Here is a 20834-nt window from a genome sequence, read left to right as displayed (position 1 = left end):
ATTTATTTTTTAAGGTCTTGCTGTACTTGTTGTACAGGTTTAACCCACGGTTTCTTCGCCTGAACATCGGCGGGTAGTGTCGTAATTGCCCTTTTCGCATCAGCGGAAGAGGCGTAATTGCCGGTCACTAATACATACCAAGGCTTACCATCACGTTTCGTTTCATAGACATGATAGTCAGTTAATTTTTGCTGTTTGGCGTAGGCATTCAGCGTGTCTGAGCGCGATGCACTGCTCAACTGTATTGTGAAATGACTACTTGGCGCATTTTTCAATGTGCTGCTGCTACCATTAGCCGAACCGGATTTAGCCACCGCAGACGCTGCAGGGGTGACTGCTGTAGTTGGTTTTTTATGGTTGGCCGCTTGATTTGCCGCTGGCTGTTTGGTTGCAACTGAACCTGGTTTCTGTGACGGATGAGTAATAGATTCACCTGACGTGGAGACTTTGCCCCCTTTGGTACCTGAAACCGTAGCCGGCGCTGTCGGTAAGGTGGATGTCTGACCGTCATTCATATTTTGAGACAGCGTATCAACTTGCCCTTGAGTTTGGGAAAGCGCATCAGACATATTGCCCGGCAACTCGACACGTTGCGTTGGGCCGTTCGCTGACGGCTGAGCCGCGGCCTCAGTCGGGGTCGGCGAAATTGGCGGAACACTGATATCTTGCGGTTGCGCGGTGTTTCTCACGCCGTTGGCGTCATGACCATCACTGCTATTATTTGCAACACTCGGTTGAGTGTTATTGCCACTAGTGAGTGAAGATGAATCAGACAGATTGATATTTCTCGCGGCATCAACATTCGGATTCTGTTGAGAGGCTTCATGCTCTGTTGGGGCTTTCAGGGCTGAACCAATAGCAATAATGATCAATAGCAGCACTAAGATGCCGATACCAATCATCATATGTTGGCGTGAAACAGCAAGCTTCGGCCCCGTAGAAGCCTTACGTGGGCGTGTAGGACGACGGTCACTACTATCTGGTTTCAGATCGTCTTCCGGCTTTAAATCATCCATCTAAACCCTCCAACTAGAGGCAAACGCCGACCGCATTTATCGCTGCGATCTGGCTGATTGAATTTACTGACTGCAAACAGGCTAAACCGCCCGCAGCAAAGGAATATGATGTTCTTATGATACAACATCATAGTGCTTATGAGCATAGTTCTTCTGAATATTCTATTTCCTAGGAATATTCCACTTCTTGGGAATAAGGCACTTATACCATTCTCGATGACTGGCAGTCCGCGATCGACGCTAATACTATGTCGTGCTCAACACCGCTACGGATTTCTGACTGACCAATTGCGGTTGGCAATACTAAACGAAGCGCGCCTGCCAACACTTTTTTATCTCGCATCATATGCGGCAGATAAGACTCTGGTGTCATTTCTTTCGGCCCACAGACTGGCAGACCGGCACGTAAAAGTAGTTTCTTGATACGCTCGACATCACTCACCGAGAGTTGGCCTAAACGACGGGCGGTGTGCGCGGCCATCATCATACCAGCAGCAACCGCTTCTCCATGCAGCCAGACGCCATACCCCATTTCAGCCTCAATGGCATGACCATAAGTATGACCCAAATTAAGTAAAGCGCGCATCCCGCTCTCTTCACGTTCATCGGCAGCAACAACATCGGCCTTTAATTCACAGCAACGACGGATACAGTAAGCTAACGCTGACATATCCAGTGCGAGTAATGCGTCGATATTATCTTCTAGCCAATCGAAGAAAGCAGCATCCAGAATAATGCCGTATTTGATAACTTCAGCCAGCCCAGAAGCAAGCTCGCGTGGAGGGAGAGTTTTCAGGCAATTGAGGTCAACTACCACCGATGCAGGTTGGTAGAAAGCACCAATCATGTTTTTGCCCAATGGATGATTCACGGCGGTTTTGCCACCGACAGATGAGTCCACTTGGGAAAGTAAGGTGGTTGGAACTTGGATAAAGCGAACACCACGTTGATAGCAAGCTGCGGCAAAACCGGTCAGGTCGCCTACTACACCGCCACCTAAGGCGACAAGGGTAGTATCACGACCGTGCGGTTTTTCCAGAAGGGCAGAAAATACCTGCTCCAAAACGCTGAGAGATTTGTACTGCTCACCATCAGGTAAAATCACCTGATCCACTTTAATGCCACTGCGTTCCAGCACTGCCCGGAGCGCGTCCAGATAGAGTGGTGCCAGCGTTTCGTTGGTGACCAGCATGACCTGATCGCCCGCCTTTAGCGGCATAAAAGAAACCGGATCATCGAACAATCCAGCGGCAATCGTAATAGGGTAGCTACGCTCCCCTAACGTGACAGTAATCTTCTCCATGTCGCGCTCAGTAACCTTCTTAACTTACGCCCGTGGGCATTAGTAAAATGCTAAAATCAGTTACTTTCCAGCATGTTGATAATCTGGTTAGCAACAACTTTTGCGCTTTGATCGTCAGTGCGGATGGTGACATCTGCAATTTCTTCGTACAACGGATTACGTTCTCTTGCCAGTGCTTCTAACACTTCACGCGGAGGCGAATCGACCTGCAACAACGGACGTTTTTTGTCACGCTGAGTGCGGGCTAACTGCTTTTCGATTGTAGTTTCTAAATACACCACAACGCCACGGGCTGACAAACGGTTACGGGTTTCTCTGGATTTAACAGAGCCACCACCGGTTGCCAGAACAATGCCTTGCTTTTCCGTCAGTTCATTAATAACTTTTTCTTCGCGATCGCGGAAACCTTCTTCGCCTTCCACGTCGAATACCCAGCCCACGTCAGCTCCGGTACGTCGCTCAATTTCTTGATCAGAGTCGAAAAACTCCATATTGAGTTGCTGAGCTAACTGACGACCAATAGTGCTTTTGCCGGCACCCATAGGCCCAACCAGAAAGATATTGCGTTTCTCTGCCATGTTTTTGGTATTACTAAGACTATTCGTTAATGATAACCCGCCCCGCCAATCAAACTAGCGGCGGGACCTAAACTGAAACCTCATGAGCGATAGTGCGAGATCAGACTGAAAATTATCTCAGCACATCTGGTAGTTTGGCAACCGAATAAATCGTTGTACACGTCGTGGGAGGGAAACCATACGTTTTTATCGGCGTATCAACGTTATTAAAAACCTCGGTGCTCAATTCGGTAACCCTTGTAAGCTAAATCTGGCGCAGCGTCAAATTTAGAAGCTTTCTAGCACACAAAAAGTTGTAGAAAGTCACCAAGATTGATCTATTTTCACGAAACAGCACCTCATAGGGTTCAAGCACTGATGAGCTTTGGCGTGATGAAAATCACCAGTTCTCGTCGGTTTTGTTGTTGGGTATCTTGTTTAAACAATGCACCGAGCCAAGGAATATCGGCCAAAAAGGGGACTTTATTAACAACCTGACTGTTTTTTTGTTGGAAAATCCCCCCTAGCACAATCGTTTCGCCGTTACTGACCGTGATTTGAGTTTTTATTTCCTGCTTATCAATTAGCAGAGCTTCACTATCACCACGTTTAATCTTCATTCCGAGCATATTCTGGCTAATTTTCAAGTTTAGAGTAATTTTGTCATTGCGCAGTATTTTAGGTGTCACCTCCATGCCTAATACAGCTTCCTTAAACTCAATAGATGAAGCACCTTTTTCGCCGCGTGAAACAGTATAAGGAATGTCAGAACCTTGCTTGATGCTGGCTGTTTGCTGATGCGAGGTCACTAGACGTGGGCTGGCGATAATATCGATCTGATTTTCTTGTTCTAATGCGCTTAACTCGAGCTCCAGCAAGCGACCACCAATACGAGCGACATTAAATCCTGCGCTAACAGTACTATTTGGGAGCGGCAGATTGACGTTGAAATCATTTATTCTCAGTGGCATGGCTTGAGGCGTTTCCCCCATTCCCCAACGTACACCCAACTCCTGCAAATTTTCACGGCTCATCGTCACAATATGTGCGGCAAGCTGGACTTGCTGGAGAGGGGAATCCATTTCAGTTAGCCACCCCTTCAATAAAGTTAATGAAGCGGAAGTGTCGCGAATAAGTAATGTATTCGTGCGTTTATCGACCACCACACTGCCCCGAGGTGAGAGTAAGTCCCCTTCTTCCAAACTTTCAGCAAGCTGTTCAGCATCCGCATGTTGCAAGGCCAGTGTGAGATTGATGAGGGTATCTGGCTCTGCTGTTTTCTTAGCGCGTTGTTGCCTCTCCTGTATGTCGTGTTCAGTGAAGACCATCATCACAGTACCTTCACGCTCCTCTTTTAGGTGGCCCATGCGCAAAATAATTGCCAGCGCTTGTTCCCAAGGAACATCGACCAATCGGAGGCTGATATTGCCACTCACCCCTGACGCAACCACCAAATTCAATTGCTGATAATCAGCCAGTGCCTGTAACACCATAGAAATGGGGGCATCTTGAAAGTCGAGTGTGACGGGGGGGTTCTTCTTTGCACTAAAAGCAGAAGCGCTTACGAACAATAGACTCAGCAGCAATAGGATTGGCCGAGCCGCCTGTAACAAGTTGCGTGATCGTATTAGCCAATCTTCTGTTTTCGTTTTATTACTGGGTTGATTTCCCGTTGTTTCAAGATCCATCAGATCAATTCCTTTTAATGCTGATTATTATCACAAGCGTGGGGAGCTCAACGCATCGACAGCACCTGCGTGGAGGACTGCCCCGCACACGCTATATTTGGATTTAGCTGCTGTAAATTCACCTGCCGTGAATTAATGTGGGTCACTTGCCAATTTGGCAGCAACTGTTGTCCAACGACCAGCTTCTGCCGGTTCCCATTAGGCCATTGCCCCCAACCGGATTGGTATTCCACACCACTCACAATGCCTTGTAGTTGCCAACTGGCTAGCCGTTCTCGATCAAGGTGACAAGATTCTGTCGACACTTTTTGAAAAGGATCACGCTCGGCAGCCTCGGTAGACACCGCTGTTTCGGCATAAACAGTAGCAACCAAAGTAGAAACTAATAAGATGATCACCCTTAACCCCAGCACCCTGCTGTCCTTATTCATGGGCGCTCCCCACAAGGTATTCTTTCAAACTCATTGTCACGATAAGTTCAGTGTTCGTGCTTTTAACTTCCACCCGTTCGACTTGAATAGGGGCCGAGCTCTGCGATAAATGATGAAATAAATGAAGCAGCCCATGGAAATTGACGCGCAAGGTCGCATGCCATTGACGAAGCTGGAATAAATCCGGCTCTACACCAGTACGCGGTTCAGATTGACGTTGCCACGCCACGACCTGCCCACCAAAGGGCGCTATTAATTGACCGACGAGATGGGCCAACGAGCGGTCATTTTGCTGCCATGCGCTTTCTTCCTCAGCGGCAGCCGCTATTTGTTGGCGAATGAGTGAAAGTGCAGGTAATGCAGCCAAAATAGATTGTTGGTGCTCAATCTGCTGCTGAGCCTGAATAAGGTTACTCTCAGCCATCCTCTGTTGCTGCCATGCGGGGCGCAGCAACATGCCATAAGCGATTGTGCTAAATAGCCCCAATAACCCCCATTGCCATAAACAGAGTTGCCAGCCGGGCCTATCCATCCAATGCTGTAATGTCTTATTCATGGTTATCTTCCCCCTGCTGCCGATCCGCCCACACACTGAAGCGAAAAGTACCGTCATCCTGCTGAACAATTTTTTGTAAGCGCACATTAGTCAGTGAGGACTGACGACTTAATTGCACTAAGAAAATATCAATGGCGGCATAGTCCTGACTGATAGCCTCAAAAATGAAGCCATTATCTTGCGGTAACAAGTTGACCAGCCAACAGCTTGATGGGATGTGTTGTGATAGCTGCTGCAATAACCTGGTGTAACGGTAAGTTGATTGCTGTGCCTGACGATAAACCTGAGCACGCTGCTCTGCCTGCTGTAATTGAGTCATTCCCTGTTGCACAGCCTGATGCTGCTGGCTTAATACCATTTGTTGTTGTGTTAACGCCGCCAAATTAGCCTGCTGGTCGACTTGCACCGCCCGTGATTGCCCCTGAACGATCAACAGTGCCATAAGCCAAAGCGTGCACTGGCACACACCCGCATTACGCCAAAAACGGTAGCGGGTGAGTCGGCGCTCAACGCGCCATAATGAAAAATTAACCTGATACATCACACATCCGCTGGTCGTAATGCCAGCCCTCCCGCCAGAGTATAAGCTGATGGTAAAGAAGGGAGAGGTGGCTGGTACTGGCTAAATGCCTTAAAAGTTGACCAACGAAGCGTATTTTCAGGGAAATGTTCATCTATTGTGCTGCTGTAGTACACCCTCATCGGTACAGTGCCTTGATCGATAGAACGGGCCTGAAGCTGTGCCACCAATGCAGATAGCGGATCGAGTACCCTAGAGCAATGGGTATACGGCACGCTACTATTAGCATCAATCACAGGGTCAGTATTAATCACACGACTAGTATCATTCGCATGATAAGTACCTACCCCATCATCTGTATCAATGGCGACCACACCAAACTCAAATGGCATCTCATGAGAAGAAACCCATAGCCACTCATTTGCCAAGCGGTGAATCAACCAATATGGCCCCGTTAACCCTGCCGCAACCGCCATATAGCGTAAAGCACAAGGCGTAATATCAATAACCTGTGAGGGCAAACCCGCTTGATGTAAACACCGTTGCCATTGCTGGATTTCTGACTGGCGAGCTGCGGTAATCAGTAACTCGTTCGTATGTGATCTGTGATGAGCAGTACCAGATACATTGTTATTAGCAGATGCATTGTTATTGCCAGATGAATGATTATGACTAGATGCGGCTTCACGATTCGATGAAGTATCAATGCGATAATCCAGTGCCAGCCCTTCACTGCTCACAGGAAACGCTCTGTTGGCTGCAGCTTGTACATAGCCCTCGCATTCTGACTCCCGTAGACGCCGCTCTGGCGCAAACATCGAATGTTGCAATATCCTCTGTGCGGGCAATGCAATACGTAATGAAATATGTCTCGGTAATTGTTTACGTAATAATTTGAGTGTGTCGCTAACGATTGCTGGCTGATGTAAAATGCCGTCGCGCAACGTTCCGGCAGGTAAGGTTTGAGCCCACCAGTAACGCAGTTGCCAACCATGACGGCGTTTGACAACTGCCAAGGCGCGTATTGCCTCCATTTGAATATCCAGCCCAACCTGCCAATATTGTGAGTACATCTTTGTCGACCTCCTTGTCGAGAGAGAATAAAAGAACGTATCCATGTTAAGGGCTTGCCTTTATACTACGGCGCGGTTGTTTATAAACTGCCCAATTGACATTGAATGGGAAATCTCAGGTGAAGTTCGTAAAGTATTTTTTGATCCTTGTGGTGTGTTGCATTTTACTGGGAGCAGCCTCGATATTTGGTCTCTACAAATATATTGAGCCTCAGCTACCTGATGTTGCCACACTGAAAGATGTCCGGCTGCAAACCCCTATGTTGGTGTATAGCGCCGAAGGCGAATTGATCGCTCAATACGGTGAGAAACGCCGTATTCCGTTAACGCTAAAACAAATTCCACCAGAGATGGTGCATGCGTTTATTGCGACGGAAGATAGCCGGTTCTACGACCATCATGGTGTGGATCCCGTCGGTATCCTACGTGCCGCCTCTATTGCCATGGTTTCTGGTCGAGCCTCCCAAGGGGCGAGTACCATTACCCAACAATTGGCGAGAAACTTTTTCTTAAGCCCAGAGCGGACCTTGATGCGTAAAATCAAGGAAGCATTTCTGGCCATTCGCATCGAACAGTTACTTACCAAAGATGAAATTCTTGAGTTGTATCTGAACAAGATTTATCTCGGTTACCGTGCCTATGGTGTCGGTGCGGCCGCGCAGGTGTATTTCGGTAAAGATGTCAACGAATTGACCCTTAGCCAGATGGCGATGATTGCCGGTTTGCCCAAAGCGCCATCAACCTTCAATCCGCTTTATTCACATGATAGAGCTGTCGCACGTCGTAATGTCGTGCTATCGCGCATGTTGGATGAAAAGTACATCACCCAAGCGCAATATGATCAGGCACGTAGCGAAGATATTGTCGCTAACTACCATGCACCGCAAATTGCCTTCTCTGCACCCTATTTGTCTGAAATGGTGCGTCAAGAGATGATCAAGCGTTACGGTGAGAATGCCTATACCGACGGCTATCAGGTCTATACCACCATTACACGCAAACTCCAGTTGGCGGCGGTTGAATCCTTACGCGCCAATGTGTTGGCTTATGATATGCGCCATGGCTATCGTGGCCCATCCAATGTGTTGTGGAAGGTTGGTGAGAGTGCGTGGAGCCGCGAACAGATTCTTGATTCGCTGAAAACGCTGCCAGTCTATGGCCCGTTGCTCCCCGCCGTAGTCACCGAAGCGAATGCAACACAAGCCACCGCCATGCTGGCCGATGGCAGTAATGTCACGCTGCCAATGTCAGGTATGCGTTGGGCACGCCCGTTTAAGTCAGACAATGCTCAAGGGCCGACACCAAAACAAGTGACTGATGTGGTGCAACCCGGCCAGCAAATTTGGGTGAGGAAAGTCGAGGATAACTGGTGGCTAGCACAGGTGCCGGACGTCAACTCAGCCTTGGTTTCCATCGATCCGAATAACGGTGCGATTAAAGCCTTGGTTGGTGGTTTTGACTTTAACCAAAGTAAATTCAACCGTGCCACACAAGCACTGCGTCAGGTTGGTTCAAATATCAAACCTTTCCTGTATACCGCAGCGATGGATAAAGGACTGACACTCGCTACTATCCTCAACGACTTACCTATCACCCGTTGGGATGCCGGTGCCGGTACCGATTGGCGGCCAAAAAACTCACCGCCCACTTACGATGGTCCAATTCGTTTGCGTCAAGGTTTAGGCCAGTCGAAGAACGTGGTGATGGTGCGGGCAATGCGTGCGATGGGTGTGGATTATGCCGCTGAATATCTGCAACGCTTTGGCTTCCCTGCGCAGAATATTGTGCATTCGGAATCACTGGCTTTAGGTTCAGCATCATTTACACCATTGCAGTTAGTGCGTGGTTACGCGGTGCTGGCAAATGGGGGTTATTTAGTTGACCCTTATTTCATCACCAAAATCACCGATGATGTCGGCAATGTGCTATTCGAAGCGAAGCCTAAAATTGTCTGCGAAGACTGTAACTTGCCGGTTATTTATGGCGACACTCAGCGCTCAGTTGTGCTGTCAGATGATAACGTCGAAAACGTCGTGACATCCCAGAACAACGCAGCCAACAATGTTCCCGTGCCTGAACTGGAACAAGTTACGCCTGATCAGGCTAGGCTCAATAGCGATGAACAATATGCGCCACATGTGATCAGTACACCGTTAGCCTTCCTGATGCGCGATGCGCTGAATTCCAACATCTTTGGGGAACCGGGTTGGATGGGAACAGGTTGGCGTGCAGGGCGTGATTTAAAACGTAAAGATATTGGTGGCAAAACCGGTACTACTAACAACTCGAAAGATGCTTGGTTCTCTGGCTATGGCCCAGATACTGTCACCTCAGTTTGGATTGGTTTTGATGACCATCGCCGCGACTTAGGCCGTAGTTCAGCATCAGGGGCGATACCTGACCAGATCTCGGGGGCCGAAGGTGGAGCGAAAACGGCTCAACCCGCATGGGATGACTTTATGAAAGCAGCCCTCGCAGGTTTGCCGGAAAAAACCGTCTCGCCACCGCCGGGTATCGTTAGCGTCGTGATTGATAAACAAACTGGCAAGCTCTCTAGCGGTGGGCCGGGGAGTCGCCCTGAGTTCTTTATCGAGGGTACTCAGCCAACCGAGTATTCGGTGCATGAGGCAGGGACGACGCTAATGGATAACGGTCAAACCCACGAGTTGTTCTGATATCACTGTCATTCAGTCTAACGAAGTTATTAGCGTGAATGAAAAAGTGAATAAAAATGAAAAAGCCGGGAGATCGCAAGATCATCCCGGCTTTTCTGTCTCTCTATTTTTCTGGCTTTATATTGGATAGCCAGCAACACCCATTTCTGATGCGGAGAATTAATCGATATCGGTGCGGTTAAGAAATGCCTGTGCCAAAAACAGTGCGCTAACATTACGGGCCTCACAGAAATCTGGCTCATCAAGCAATGCCATCATATTCGCAATCGGCCAACGTACTTGCGGCAACGGCTCTGGCTCATCACCTTCCAAACTTTGCGGATAGAGGTTATGGGCAATCACAATATTCATTTTGCTGGAGAAATAGGACGGTGCCATGGTCAGTTTCGTGAGGTAGTCAAAACGTTCAGCACCAAATCCCACTTCCTCCATCAGCTCGCGATTCGCGGCCTCCAACACGTCTTCTCCAGGATCAATCAACCCTTTAGGGAAGCCTAACTCATACGCTTCAATACCAACCGCATACTCACGAATCAGTAATAGATCATCGCCGATAATCGGCACAATCATCACGGCTTCACGATTAGATGGACGCATACGCTCATAAACACGTTGTGCCCCATTACTAAATGCCAAATCCACCGCTTCGACAGTAAATAAGCGAGAGCGGGCAATCGTTTCTATTTTAAGAATTTTTGGTTTTTGCAGGTGTTTCATGATGGCCCCAAAATTAAAAACTCACTGCCAAATGGACTCATATCGCGATAATCAGGACTTTTATAGTGACTTAACGCGCTATTTTTTGCCGATAATGATTACCTAGATAAGTTGTCCTGAGATTTATTAGAACTTGATCACATTGTGCGTTAATGAGAACCTTTATCGCAATGTCAGTTAGATATAATTTACCTGTTTTTAACATGAAGGCGAGCTTAGTCAATATTCAATCGGTGAAATTTCACTCAATCCCCGCTGAATGCACGTAAAAAGTTGCGTTTGAAAATAAGATTATGCTGATATTAGCGATGTATTAGCCTTGCTACCCTGATCAGTCTACAGGCAGTTAAAGAGCACTATATTAGTTATCTTGATGGATAATTGCGTGTAGCATATGTCTACTGAATAACGCTGCTATGTACCTCTGCACTGTATTTACGTATAAACTGTGTTTACGAATTATATGCTTTTTTTCATAGAGTTGACGTAAGTCAGGGGCGCTCAGATGGGGATGGGATGAGCACAATAGTTTTAATATTGGCCTTACTGTTGACCAGTCTGATCGCAGTAGGTTTACTTTGGTGGTTCAAATTCCGCCCTCGCCTTCCCGTAGCCGCAATACAGCCATTTGTGAAACCCACGTACCGCACACTGACACCGGAAGAACGCGTTAATATTGAGAATTATCTCCTCAGCCAGCAAGACGAGAAGACCGGCTTCAAAACGCTAACAACCTTTGATCCCAACACCCTAGCCAATCGCGATCTGACGCCCACAAAACTGGTTCTCACCCCCCAAAGTGACAAGGTTTACTCCGTATCGCGTGCGATTACTCGCTACGGTGTGGCAAGCGATGAACCCAATAAATGGCGCTATTACCTTGATTCGATTGAAGTCCATTTGCCGGTGTCATGGGAGCAATACATTACTCAGGATAATGATGTCGAATTTATCCAAACTCAGACCATTCCGTTGGTGATTTCCCTTAACGGCCACACGTTGAAAGATCATCAACCCGAAAGCCCTTATCAGCCTATTTTGCCCTCTACCGCGCAAAATGCCTCCATCCGAAAAGCGGACAGTGAACATATTGAGCTACTGAATATTCGTAAGGAAACAGCAGAAGAATATGCGCTGCATAGTGCGAATGGTTTAAAAGAAGCCTTAGCCATTTGTCTGGCACTGCTTTTGCTATTTTTCGCCCTGATTGGGCCAGCCGTCATTCTGCCGTGGCTAGTGATTATCGCGGCAACATTAACGGGCTGGGCATGCTGGAATATGTTTCGACCGGTATCAGAAAAAGATTTGCGCGAAGTCCATTGCTTGAGTGGGACGCCCAAACGCTGGGGACTCTTTGGTGAATCCAATCAGGGGCAGATGAGTAATATCTCTCTCGGGATTGTCGACCTGATTTATCCGGCCCATTGGGGGCCTTATTTCGCCCATGACTTGGGTAAAAAAACCAATATTGATATCTACCTCAACCGCCAGGTGATTCGCCAAGGACGCTTTTTATCCTTGCACGATGAAATGAAACATTTCCCGCTGCAACGCTGGGGGAAAAATCTGGCGCTAATGGCAGGCTCCTTGCTGGTAATGGCACTCTTACTTATCTATGTCCCCCTTGGTTTACCACTAAAATTGAGCGTCGCTTGGCTACAAGGGGCGCAAAGCCAGCAGGTCACCAGTGTTGAAGCCCTAGAAAAAATGCCATTGCATATTGGCGATATGCTAAAAGCACAGGGAACAGGCATGTGCTATGTACCGCCAAATTCACAGAACCCACATAGCTTCGCATTTACCCCCTTTGATTGCTCCGGAATCTATTGGAATAACGCGGCTCCTCTGCCATTACCTGAGTCTGAGACGATTGAAAAAGCCGCCGCATTGATGACAACCGTTAATCATCAGTTACATCCCCAAGGCACCGACGCCAATGTTAACCCGCAGTTGGCAACCGCGATTGAAAAATCCGGTATGATTTTGTTGGATGACTTCGCAGATATTGTCTTAAAAACGCAGACGTTATGTGGTGCAGATAGCGATTGTATACGCCTGAAAAATGCATTAGTGAATTTGGGTAACGCGAAGAATTGGTCAGCCTTGGTCAAACGAGCGCAATCAGGCACCTTGAAAGGCATGAACGTTTTGTTACGCCCCGTGAGCGCCGACACGCTAGAAAATCTGGTTAAAACCGCCACCTCATCCTTTGTTTACCGTGAAACACATCTAGCGACTGAGGCATTAAACAGCCCGCCGCCAGGAGGGTTCCTCATCACCAGCGATGAAGGTAAACAGTTGGTGAATCACCCGACGCCTGCTGTCCCACTGTTTGATTTCACGGCCCTAGAACAATGGCGTGAATTGCAGCGACTTTCAGGGCTGCTGCTGAATACCCCATTCAAGGCCGAGGGTATCATTACCAATATTACCGTCGATGCCAATGGCACGCGGCATATCTCATTGCATAGCGAACCGGATATGATGATGCTCAGCCGTTATTTGGGGACCAGCCTATTGCTGTTAGCACTGATTGTCTGCTTAGTGGTGAATACCACCTTATTAATTCAGCGCATCCTGAAGAACCGTAGCCGCATGGATAATATTCAGAGCTATTATGACAACTGCTTTAACCAAACCCTCACGCCTCCACCTTTCCTGCGTTAGCCCTTTTGCCTTTATTGCGCGTATAATTTATCACCACTATTTGTGATCGTGGAGTCGCTATGCCCCCTGAGTTCAACTGGCAAGAAATTGATACCGTGCTGCTCGATATGGACGGCACTCTGCTCGATTTAGAGTTCGACAGCCATTTCTGGCTAAAACAGGTACCGGAGACACTCAGCCAGCGCCGAGGGATCCCGCTCGAGTCAGCACACAAAATTATTCACGATGAATATCTGTCCGTGCAGCACACGCTGAATTGGTACTGTTTTGATTACTGGAGCGAACGGCTGGATCTGGATATTTATGCCATGACGACACAAGCGGGTAACCGAGTGCGGCTGCGCCAAGATACTGAGCCCTTTTTAGCCAGTCTTCGCGAGTGCGGGTTGCAAACAATTTTGCTCACCAACGCCCACCCACATAGCCTTGCGGTAAAAGTGGAGCATACTGCACTCGATCAACACCTTGATTTATTACTTTCCACCCATACATTTGGTTATCCAAAAGAAGATCAACGTCTGTGGCAGGCCGTTGCGCAGCATACGGGGTTAAACCCGGCCAGAACGTTATTTGTCGATGACAGTGAAACCATGTTGGACGCTGCGCGCAGCTTCGGTATTCGCTACTGTTTGGGGATTGAAAATCCAGATTCTAGTTGTGCCGACAAAGTTTTTCATGGTCATCCCGCTATCAATGACTATCGTAAGTTATTGCCAGCATTGCATTTACGTCACGAGTAACGTTACGCAGCGAATAAGCTGACACGAAGAATAAATCAGCCCAATGGCAGGAGCCTTCATGAAGGATAAAACGGCCGTGGACGAATCGGTTCGGCTGGACAAATGGCTGTGGGCGGCTCGGTTTTATAAAACCAGAGCTATCGCTCGGGACATGGTGGATGGCGGTAAAGTCCACTACAACGGCCAGCGTGGAAAACCGAGTAAACTGGTTGAGATTAATGCTGAAATTCGGCTACGTCAGGGCAATGACGAACGCACAGTCCGAGTACTGGCACTCAATGCTCAGCGTCGAGGTGCCAGCGAAGCGCAGGCATTGTATGAAGAAACTGAGGCCAGTATCGCCAACCGCGAAAAAGTCGCACAAGCGCGTAAATTGAATGCGCTGACCATGCCACACCCTGATCGGCGGCCCGATAAAAAAGAGCGCCGTCATCTAATCAAATTTAAACAAGGCGAGTCTGAGTAAGCGGCAGCCAGAATGAGAGAAACCTATGTCTAATCACGACCAATTACATCGCTATCTGTTTGCTAACCATGCTGTGCGCGGTGAGCTGGTTTCAGTCAATGAAACCTACCAGCAGGTATTAGCTAACCACGATTACCCACCTGCGGTACAAAAACTGTTAGGTGAAATGTTGGTCGCGACCAGCTTACTGACCGCTACTCTTAAGTTTGACGGTGATATCACCGTGCAATTGCAGAGTACCGATGGCCCGCTGACCTTGGCGGTGATTAACGGCAATAACCAGCAAGAAATGCGTGGTGTCGCCCGCTTTAAAGGCGAGATAAGCGATGACAGCACGCTAAAAGAGATGGTCGGTAACGGTTATTTGGTGATCACCATTACGCCAGAAAAAGGCGAACGCTATCAGGGCGTAGTGGCCTTGGAAGGTGAAACCATCGCAGCCTGTCTTGAAAATTACTTTATGCAGTCCGAGCAATTACCCACTCGCCTGTTTATTCGTACGGGTGACGTAGAGGGCAAAGCTGCTGCTGGCGGTATGCTACTGCAAGTCATGCCTGCGCAAGAGCGCAATGAAGATGAATTTGATCATCTCGCGCAATTGACCGCGACCGTCAAAGCAGAGGAGTTATTCACGCTGCCGGCCAACGAGGTGCTGTATCGTTTATACCATCAGGAAGAAGTGACGCTCTATGAACCGCAAAACGTCAACTTCCGTTGCACCTGTTCGCGCGAACGTTGTGCAGATGCATTAGTAACATTGTCTGAAGATGACATCACCGAAATGCTGGAGCAAGACGGCAATATTGATATGCATTGTGAATATTGTGGCAGCCACTACCTTTTTGATGCCGTCGATATCGCTTCGCTCAAGAATGGTAACAGCGCATCATCTGAACAAATTCATTAATTTCCATAACATTTTGCTGGGTGCTGACTCGTGCCCAGCACTTCTGCCGTTTCATGCTTGCGATATTCCGTGTTCTATCTCTCATAACCCAGCGAAATGTAGGTCATATATTTAAATATTTGAACGCTATCGCTGTTAATCGGTGCTGAGGATTTACAATCGCTGGTAGAAAATTGACGATCCAGGAGTTATGACATGAGTGTTAAAGGAATTACCCCGCAGGAGCTCGCCGCCTATGGCATCCATAACGTCAGCGAGATTGTTTACAACCCAAGCTATGATTTACTGTTCCAGGAAGAGACGAAGCCCACGCTTGAAGGATACGAGCGAGGAACCCTCACCACCACAGGAGCAATAGCGGTCGATACCGGTATCTTTACCGGCCGCTCCCCCAAAGATAAATACATTGTCCGCGATGCTATCACACAGGATACCGTGTGGTGGGCTGATCAGGGCAAAGGTAAGAATGATAACAAACCGCTAAGCCAAGAGACTTGGAGCCACCTGAAAGGGCTGGTGACTCAACAATTGTCTGGTAAACGCCTGTTTGTCGTAGATACCTTCTGCGGAGCTAATGCCGATACTCGTTTGCAAGTTCGCTTCGTCACCGAAGTGGCTTGGCAGGCACACTTTGTCAAAAACATGTTTATTCGCCCAACAGATGAAGAACTGGCCCAGTTTGAGCCTGATTTTATCGTCATGAATGGCGCTAAATGCACTAATCCAGATTGGAAAGAGCAGGGCCTGAACTCCGAAAACTTTGTTGCCTTTAACCTGACGGAACGTATGCAGCTCATTGGCGGCACATGGTACGGCGGCGAAATGAAAAAAGGCATGTTCTCGATGATGAACTACCTGTTGCCGTTGAAAGGCATTGCATCCATGCACTGTTCAGCCAACGTCGGTGAGAAAGGCGATGTCGCAATCTTCTTCGGTTTGTCTGGAACAGGAAAAACCACACTCTCTACTGACCCGAAACGTAAATTGATCGGTGATGATGAGCACGGCTGGGATGATGATGGCGTCTTTAACTTTGAAGGCGGCTGCTACGCCAAAACCATCAAGTTATCCGAAGAAGCCGAGCCAGATATTTATCACGCGATTAAGCGCGATGCTTTGCTGGAAAACGTGGTCGTACTGGCAGATGGGACCGTTGATTTTAATGACAGTTCCAAAACAGAAAACACCCGTGTTTCTTACCCGATCTACCACATCGAAAACATCGTTAAGCCGGTTTCTAAAGCGGGCCATGCCACTAAGGTTATTTTCCTGACGGCAGATGCCTTTGGCGTATTGCCTCCGGTATCACGGTTGACCGCGAATCAGACCCAGTATCACTTCCTGTCTGGCTTTACGGCTAAGTTGGCCGGAACTGAGCGTGGTGTGACTGAGCCGACCCCAACCTTCTCTGCCTGTTTTGGCGCAGCCTTCCTATCGCTGCATCCAACGCAATATGCTGAAGTGCTGGTGAAGCGTATGCAAGCGGTAGGCGCACAAGCTTATCTGGTTAACACCGGCTGGAATGGGACAGGCAAGCGTATCTCCATCAAGGATACGCGTGGCATCATTGACGCCATTCTGAGCGGTGAAATCGATAAGGCTGAAACCTTCACTCTGCCTATCTTCGATCTGGCAGTACCAACTGCGCTACCGGGTGTCGACCCAGCCATTCTCGACCCGCGTGACACCTACGCGGATGTCGCACAGTGGCAAGAGAAAGCAGAAGATTTGGCGCAGCGCTTTGTCACTAACTTTGACAAATATACCGATACCCCAGCAGGGGCAGCGTTAGTGAGTGCAGGGCCAAAAATCTGATTTAGAAGAATAAGACCGTTTTAGTACGACACCAAGAGGGGCACATTGTGTCCCTCTTGTAGTTTTAGCCCACGAGACATTATTCCTCGATATATTCAACTCTATAAAAAATTATTCTGTAAGAATATTCTCACATAAAGTCCGCTTCCATTCCGATATACGCCCACATCTGATTATTGTTTAATCACTCCAACGAAATAAATCGATCTGGATCACATATTAGTGAAACTCGAAATAGAGATTACACCAACATGCTGACAGACAAATCTTCATTTACCCTACATTTTAAGTTTGGATATCTTACACATGAAAAAGCAACTGATTGGTCTGACAGTTTTATCTTCTCTGGTTTTGGGCATGACGGCAGCACACGCGGCAGCACCAACGGCTGAACTGAAAGTCACTGGTACACTGACTGTTCCAAGCTGCACCGTCGCTTCTCCAGATGAAGGTGTTTATGATTTCGGTAAATTGTCCTCATCTTTAGTGAAATCAGGGACAGCCACGACCGCGCTGACGCCAATGACGAAAACCTGGACGGTGACCTGTGATGCCGATACTTATCTGAACTTCACACCAGTCGATAACCGCGCAGCGACATCTAGTGCCGTTGCCACCACTAACTTCGGTCTGGGTAACGTGAACACTACCGGCAAAATCGGTTACTACACTGCACTGATTAAGAACGGCACTGTAGACGGAAAAGCGTCTAACTTGTTCTCTTCTGCATCATCAACGTTTGCAGCAGCAACGACAGCTAGCCTGACAACAGGTCAGCATACCGGTTGGTCATCTGCGGCTAACACCCAGAGCACCGGTAAAGTGTTTGTGGCTGATATCACAGTGAGCCCAATTTTGGCTGGCACCACTACCATGGCCGGTCCAATCACTGACGATGCAGAGCTTGACGGCTCAATGACCATGAACTTCGCTTTCGGTATCTAATCACCGCGAAGACAAATTAATAGTGAATACACATTAATAGTAAATAAGGGCTGGAATATTATTTCCGGCCCTTATTTTTTTATTTTATTGATGTCCTGCACTCCGCTTTCATCAATAAAATAGAACGCGCCAAATACACATTGGCGTTAATAAACCCCTAATACTGACGATAACTGAGTTGCGATGGTTTTTAGGCAGGCAGAAATCTGATTCCTATTATTTTTATCAATAGGATTATTCAAAAAAAAGATGACATCCAACGGCTTTCAATCGCAACGCAACCTATTGATTAAATTAATTTAAATTAACAAAAATAACCAGTAGGAATATTCTTACATCAAGTTCACTTCCATTCCGATATACGCCCATGCCTTATTAAGGTTTAATCACTCCAACGAAATAAATTGACCTAGATCATGTTTTAATGAAACTCAACATAGAGCTTATATTGACATGCTGACAGACCAATTATTACTGACCCCTACATTATAATTTTGGATATCTTACACATGAAAAAGCAACTGATTGGTCTGACTATTTTATCTTCTCTGGTTTTGGGCATGACTGCAGCGCACGCCGCACCACCAACAGCTGAACTGAAAGTCACTGGTACACTGACTGTTCCAAGCTGCACCGTCGCTTCTCCAGATGAAGGTGTTTATGATTTCGGTAAATTGTCTTCATCTTTAGTCAAATCAGGGACGGCCACGACCGCGCTGACGCCAATGACGAAAACCTGGACGGTGACCTGTGATGCTGATACTTATCTGAACTTCACACCAGTCGATAACCGCGCAGCATCTGCCAGTGCCGTTGCCACCACTAACTTCGGTCTGGGTAACGTGAACACTACCGGCAAAATCGGTTACTACACTGCGTTGATTAAGAACGGCACTGTAGACGGCAAAGCGTCTAACTTGTTCTCTTCTGCAACATCAACGTTCACGGCGACAACGACAGCTAACCTGACCACAGGTCTGCGCACCGGTTGGTCATCTGCGGCTAACACCCAGAGCACCGGTAAAGTGTTTGTGGCTGATATCACAGTGAGCCCAATGTTGGCTGGCACCACCACGATGGGCGGTCCAATCACTGACGATGCAGAGCTTGACGGTTCAATGACCATGAATTTCGCTTTCGGTATCTAATTACCGCGAAGACAAATGAAATGAATTGAAAGCAAGGGCCGGAATGTTATTTCGGCCCTTGTTATCGCTTCCCTGAAGATACTTTTTACCTTTCCACGTTATATGATAAACGGGGTAAATTTAATTTTATGAAAATGCAATTTGTTAATTTAACGATTTTCAGCTCGTTATTTTTATCTCTGGTAGTACAAGCGGCGACACCGACTTCTGAATTAAAAGTCAAAGGCTCAATAGGAGTCCCAACTTGTACTATCAATGTCCCTGATGGCGGCGTTTATAACGTGGGCAATATTTCAGCCGCAACAATACAACCTACGGCCTCAGTGATATTACCCACAATCACTAAAACCTGGACTATCTCCTGCGATGGCTCGACTTATCTCAGTTTCACACCCACGGATAATCGAAAATCATCTGTTAGCAATACCACGGCAATCCATAATTTTGGGTTGGGTTTTGTCAATGGCACAGGGAAGATTGGTTACTTTAGAACAGGATTGAGCAACGCCAAGGTTGATGGTGAAAGTAGCTTTTTTTATTACGTAGAAAACGGATTCCAGGGAGGCCATACGACAGAAACACTGACGAATAATTTGCCTTTTGGTTGGGCGCAAAACGCAACGACGGCAAAAGCTGGTAAAGTCTTCAGTGCTGATTTAACTGTCTCACCAGTACTGGCAAGTTCAGCCACGATGGGTGGTGCTATTACTGAAAATATCAATATTGATGGGTCGGTGACTTTGAGCTTCGCTTACGGTATTTAGGCCATAAAATGCCTAGCCTTATGTGATTTATTTAGTGTCAGAATCACATAAAACAATTTCTTCAAAGTGAAACACTTCATCGGACTAGCGCAATTTACTATCAAGTTGTGCTTTCTTAAGAGTGATGGCTCAGAACATCATCTGATGACAGTAATCCACTGATAAATATCATTTAAATAACACAGTATTTCGTAAGAATATTCTTACATTAAGTCCGCTTCCATTCCGATATACGCCCATGTCTGATTGCGGTCTAATCATCCCAACGAAATAAATAGACTCAGCTCATGTTTCAGTGAAACAAAAAATAAATCTTACATCGGCATACTGAGGCTAATCATTACTTAACCCTACATTTTAATTTTGGATATCTTACACATGAAAAAGCCACTGATTGGCGTGACGGTTTTATCTTCTCTGATTTTGGGTATGGCTGTAGCACACGTCGCACCGTCGCTTCCCTAAGTTCACATTTTTTAGCCAACAAGGCTTCAGTTGTCTTGATCACACACTATCGCTAATAAGTATTTCAGCCTCTCACTACGCTTATTATTTTATAAATAAAGCATCAAGATGCACTATTATCGATAAATAATTGCTCACTCTATTTAGGATATCCTTGTGGTCAGTCGCCAGTGTTCATTCCTTTATACCTTATGTCTGCTTTCCCTTTTTCCTGTGGCAGGATTCTCTGCGACAAAAGAAGGCGCGGCGGCATTTGATATAAAAACACTGGAAGGTTTAGGCTATTCAGCAGAATTAGCTGATTTCTTTAGCGGAGCTGATAAATTCTTACCGGGTCAGCATGATGTCACCATTATTATCAATGCCAGTAAAACCTACCGC

General features: G+C 47.2%; 18 protein-coding genes and 1 pseudogene. 10 read left to right on the top strand and 9 right to left on the bottom strand.

Going from position 1 to position 20834, the window contains the following annotated elements; all coding sequences use genetic code 11:
- Positions 1–2 precede the first annotated feature (2 nt).
- The 8 genes from BN68_RS21535 to pilM form a co-directional block, all read right to left on the bottom strand.
- Complete coding sequence (locus BN68_RS21535; protein WP_019213254.1) at positions 3–1016, bottom strand: SPOR domain-containing protein; 1014 nt, start codon at positions 1014–1016, stop codon at positions 3–5.
- 202 nt (positions 1017–1218) lie between these two features.
- Positions 1219–2319 (bottom strand): 3-dehydroquinate synthase, encoded by a 1101-nt coding sequence (gene aroB / locus BN68_RS21530; RefSeq protein WP_019213253.1) that lies wholly within the window; start codon positions 2317–2319, stop codon positions 1219–1221.
- 56 nt (positions 2320–2375) lie between these two features.
- Complete coding sequence (aroK, locus tag BN68_RS21525; RefSeq protein ID WP_005271698.1) at positions 2376–2897, bottom strand: shikimate kinase AroK; 522 nt, start codon at positions 2895–2897, stop codon at positions 2376–2378.
- A gap of 347 nt (positions 2898–3244) precedes the next feature.
- Positions 3245–4564, bottom strand: a complete 1320-nt coding sequence (gene hofQ, locus BN68_RS21520; RefSeq protein ID WP_019213252.1) for a DNA uptake porin HofQ — start codon at positions 4562–4564, stop codon at positions 3245–3247.
- Between the two features lie 47 nt (positions 4565–4611).
- A complete protein-coding gene (locus BN68_RS21515) occupies positions 4612–4995 on the bottom strand; it encodes a type IV pilus biogenesis protein PilP (protein WP_019213251.1) in 384 nt (127 codons plus the stop codon).
- Positions 4988–5551: a hypothetical protein gene (locus tag BN68_RS21510; protein WP_019213250.1), complete on the bottom strand. Its 564-nt coding sequence runs from the start codon at positions 5549–5551 to the stop codon at positions 4988–4990. Before BN68_RS21510 ends, BN68_RS21515 begins: the two co-directional genes overlap by 8 nt.
- Positions 5544–6092: a PilN domain-containing protein gene (locus BN68_RS21505; protein WP_019213249.1), complete on the bottom strand. Its 549-nt coding sequence runs from the start codon at positions 6090–6092 to the stop codon at positions 5544–5546. The genes BN68_RS21510 and BN68_RS21505 overlap by 8 nt, the downstream gene beginning before the upstream one ends.
- Entirely contained in the window at positions 6092–7144 is a 1053-nt protein-coding gene (gene pilM / locus BN68_RS21500; protein ID WP_019213248.1) for a pilus assembly protein PilM, read from the bottom strand. Before pilM ends, BN68_RS21505 begins: the two co-directional genes overlap by 1 nt.
- A 119-nt stretch (positions 7145–7263) precedes the next feature.
- Here pilM and mrcA point away from each other — a divergent pair, with 119 nt between their 5' ends.
- A complete protein-coding gene (gene mrcA, locus BN68_RS21495) occupies positions 7264–9819 on the top strand; it encodes a peptidoglycan glycosyltransferase/peptidoglycan DD-transpeptidase MrcA (protein WP_019213247.1) in 2556 nt (851 codons plus the stop codon).
- A 159-nt stretch (positions 9820–9978) separates the two neighbouring features.
- Here mrcA and nudE read toward each other — a convergent pair whose 3' ends face one another.
- Positions 9979–10536 (bottom strand): ADP compounds hydrolase NudE, encoded by a 558-nt coding sequence (gene nudE, locus BN68_RS21490; protein WP_019213246.1) that lies wholly within the window; start codon positions 10534–10536, stop codon positions 9979–9981.
- Between the two features lie 516 nt (positions 10537–11052).
- On the opposite strand from nudE, the gene BN68_RS21485 reads away from it, so the two are divergent.
- The 9 genes and pseudogenes from BN68_RS21485 to BN68_RS21445 form a co-directional block, all read left to right on the top strand.
- A complete protein-coding gene (locus tag BN68_RS21485) occupies positions 11053–13203 on the top strand; it encodes an intracellular growth attenuator family protein (protein WP_019213245.1) in 2151 nt (716 codons plus the stop codon).
- 59 nt (positions 13204–13262) lie between these two features.
- Complete coding sequence (gene yrfG, locus BN68_RS21480) at positions 13263–13943, top strand: GMP/IMP nucleotidase (protein WP_019213244.1); 681 nt, start codon at positions 13263–13265, stop codon at positions 13941–13943.
- 58 nt (positions 13944–14001) lie between these two features.
- A complete protein-coding gene (gene hslR / locus BN68_RS21475; RefSeq protein WP_019213243.1) occupies positions 14002–14409 on the top strand; it encodes a ribosome-associated heat shock protein Hsp15 in 408 nt (135 codons plus the stop codon).
- A 25-nt stretch (positions 14410–14434) separates the two neighbouring features.
- Positions 14435–15316, top strand: coding sequence for an Hsp33 family molecular chaperone HslO (gene hslO / locus BN68_RS21470; RefSeq protein ID WP_019213242.1), 882 nt, complete (start codon positions 14435–14437; stop codon positions 15314–15316).
- Positions 15317–15511: 195 nt separating this feature from the next.
- Positions 15512–17131, top strand: a complete 1620-nt coding sequence (pckA, locus tag BN68_RS21465) for a phosphoenolpyruvate carboxykinase (ATP) (protein ID WP_019213241.1) — start codon at positions 15512–15514, stop codon at positions 17129–17131.
- 306 nt (positions 17132–17437) lie between these two features.
- Positions 17438–18076, top strand: a complete 639-nt coding sequence (locus tag BN68_RS21460; protein ID WP_019213240.1) for a DUF1120 domain-containing protein — start codon at positions 17438–17440, stop codon at positions 18074–18076.
- A 509-nt stretch (positions 18077–18585) separates the two neighbouring features.
- On the top strand, positions 18586–19224 hold the full coding sequence (locus tag BN68_RS21455) for a DUF1120 domain-containing protein (protein ID WP_019213239.1): 639 nt from the start codon (positions 18586–18588) through the stop codon (positions 19222–19224).
- A 128-nt stretch (positions 19225–19352) separates the two neighbouring features.
- Positions 19353–19988: a DUF1120 domain-containing protein gene (locus BN68_RS21450; protein WP_019213238.1), complete on the top strand. Its 636-nt coding sequence runs from the start codon at positions 19353–19355 to the stop codon at positions 19986–19988.
- 621 nt (positions 19989–20609) lie between these two features.
- A pseudogene (locus tag BN68_RS21445) lies at positions 20610–20834 on the top strand (hypothetical protein); the annotation flags it as partial.

The organism is Yersinia massiliensis CCUG 53443 (genome assembly GCF_000312485.1).
GTDB lineage: Bacteria > Pseudomonadota > Gammaproteobacteria > Enterobacterales > Enterobacteriaceae > Yersinia > Yersinia massiliensis.
The sequence above is the reverse complement of the archived record's forward strand: the minus strand, read 5'-3'. Positions and strand labels throughout refer to the sequence as shown.

Excerpts from the sequence above, each read along its gene's own strand:
- BN68_RS21535 (WP_019213254.1), bottom strand. The coding sequence starts at position 1,016 with ATGGATGATTTAAAGCCGGAAGACGATCTGAAACCAGATAGTAGTGAC.
- aroB (WP_019213253.1), bottom strand. The coding sequence starts at position 2,319 with ATGGAGAAGATTACTGTCACGTTAGGGGAGCGTAGCTACCCTATTACG.
- aroK (WP_005271698.1), bottom strand. The coding sequence starts at position 2,897 with ATGGCAGAGAAACGCAATATCTTTCTGGTTGGGCCTATGGGTGCCGGC.
- hofQ (WP_019213252.1), bottom strand. The coding sequence starts at position 4,564 with ATGGATCTTGAAACAACGGGAAATCAACCCAGTAATAAAACGAAAACA.
- BN68_RS21515 (WP_019213251.1), bottom strand. The coding sequence starts at position 4,995 with ATGAATAAGGACAGCAGGGTGCTGGGGTTAAGGGTGATCATCTTATTA.
- BN68_RS21510 (WP_019213250.1), bottom strand. The coding sequence starts at position 5,551 with ATGAATAAGACATTACAGCATTGGATGGATAGGCCCGGCTGGCAACTC.
- BN68_RS21505 (WP_019213249.1), bottom strand. The coding sequence starts at position 6,092 with ATGTATCAGGTTAATTTTTCATTATGGCGCGTTGAGCGCCGACTCACC.
- pilM (WP_019213248.1), bottom strand. The coding sequence starts at position 7,144 with ATGTACTCACAATATTGGCAGGTTGGGCTGGATATTCAAATGGAGGCA.
- nudE (WP_019213246.1), bottom strand. The coding sequence starts at position 10,536 with ATGAAACACCTGCAAAAACCAAAAATTCTTAAAATAGAAACGATTGCC.
- BN68_RS21485 (WP_019213245.1), top strand. The coding sequence starts at position 11,053 with ATGAGCACAATAGTTTTAATATTGGCCTTACTGTTGACCAGTCTGATC.
- yrfG (WP_019213244.1), top strand. The coding sequence starts at position 13,263 with ATGCCCCCTGAGTTCAACTGGCAAGAAATTGATACCGTGCTGCTCGAT.
- hslR (WP_019213243.1), top strand. The coding sequence starts at position 14,002 with ATGAAGGATAAAACGGCCGTGGACGAATCGGTTCGGCTGGACAAATGG.
- hslO (WP_019213242.1), top strand. The coding sequence starts at position 14,435 with ATGTCTAATCACGACCAATTACATCGCTATCTGTTTGCTAACCATGCT.
- pckA (WP_019213241.1), top strand. The coding sequence starts at position 15,512 with ATGAGTGTTAAAGGAATTACCCCGCAGGAGCTCGCCGCCTATGGCATC.
- BN68_RS21460 (WP_019213240.1), top strand. The coding sequence starts at position 17,438 with ATGAAAAAGCAACTGATTGGTCTGACAGTTTTATCTTCTCTGGTTTTG.
- BN68_RS21455 (WP_019213239.1), top strand. The coding sequence starts at position 18,586 with ATGAAAAAGCAACTGATTGGTCTGACTATTTTATCTTCTCTGGTTTTG.
- BN68_RS21450 (WP_019213238.1), top strand. The coding sequence starts at position 19,353 with ATGAAAATGCAATTTGTTAATTTAACGATTTTCAGCTCGTTATTTTTA.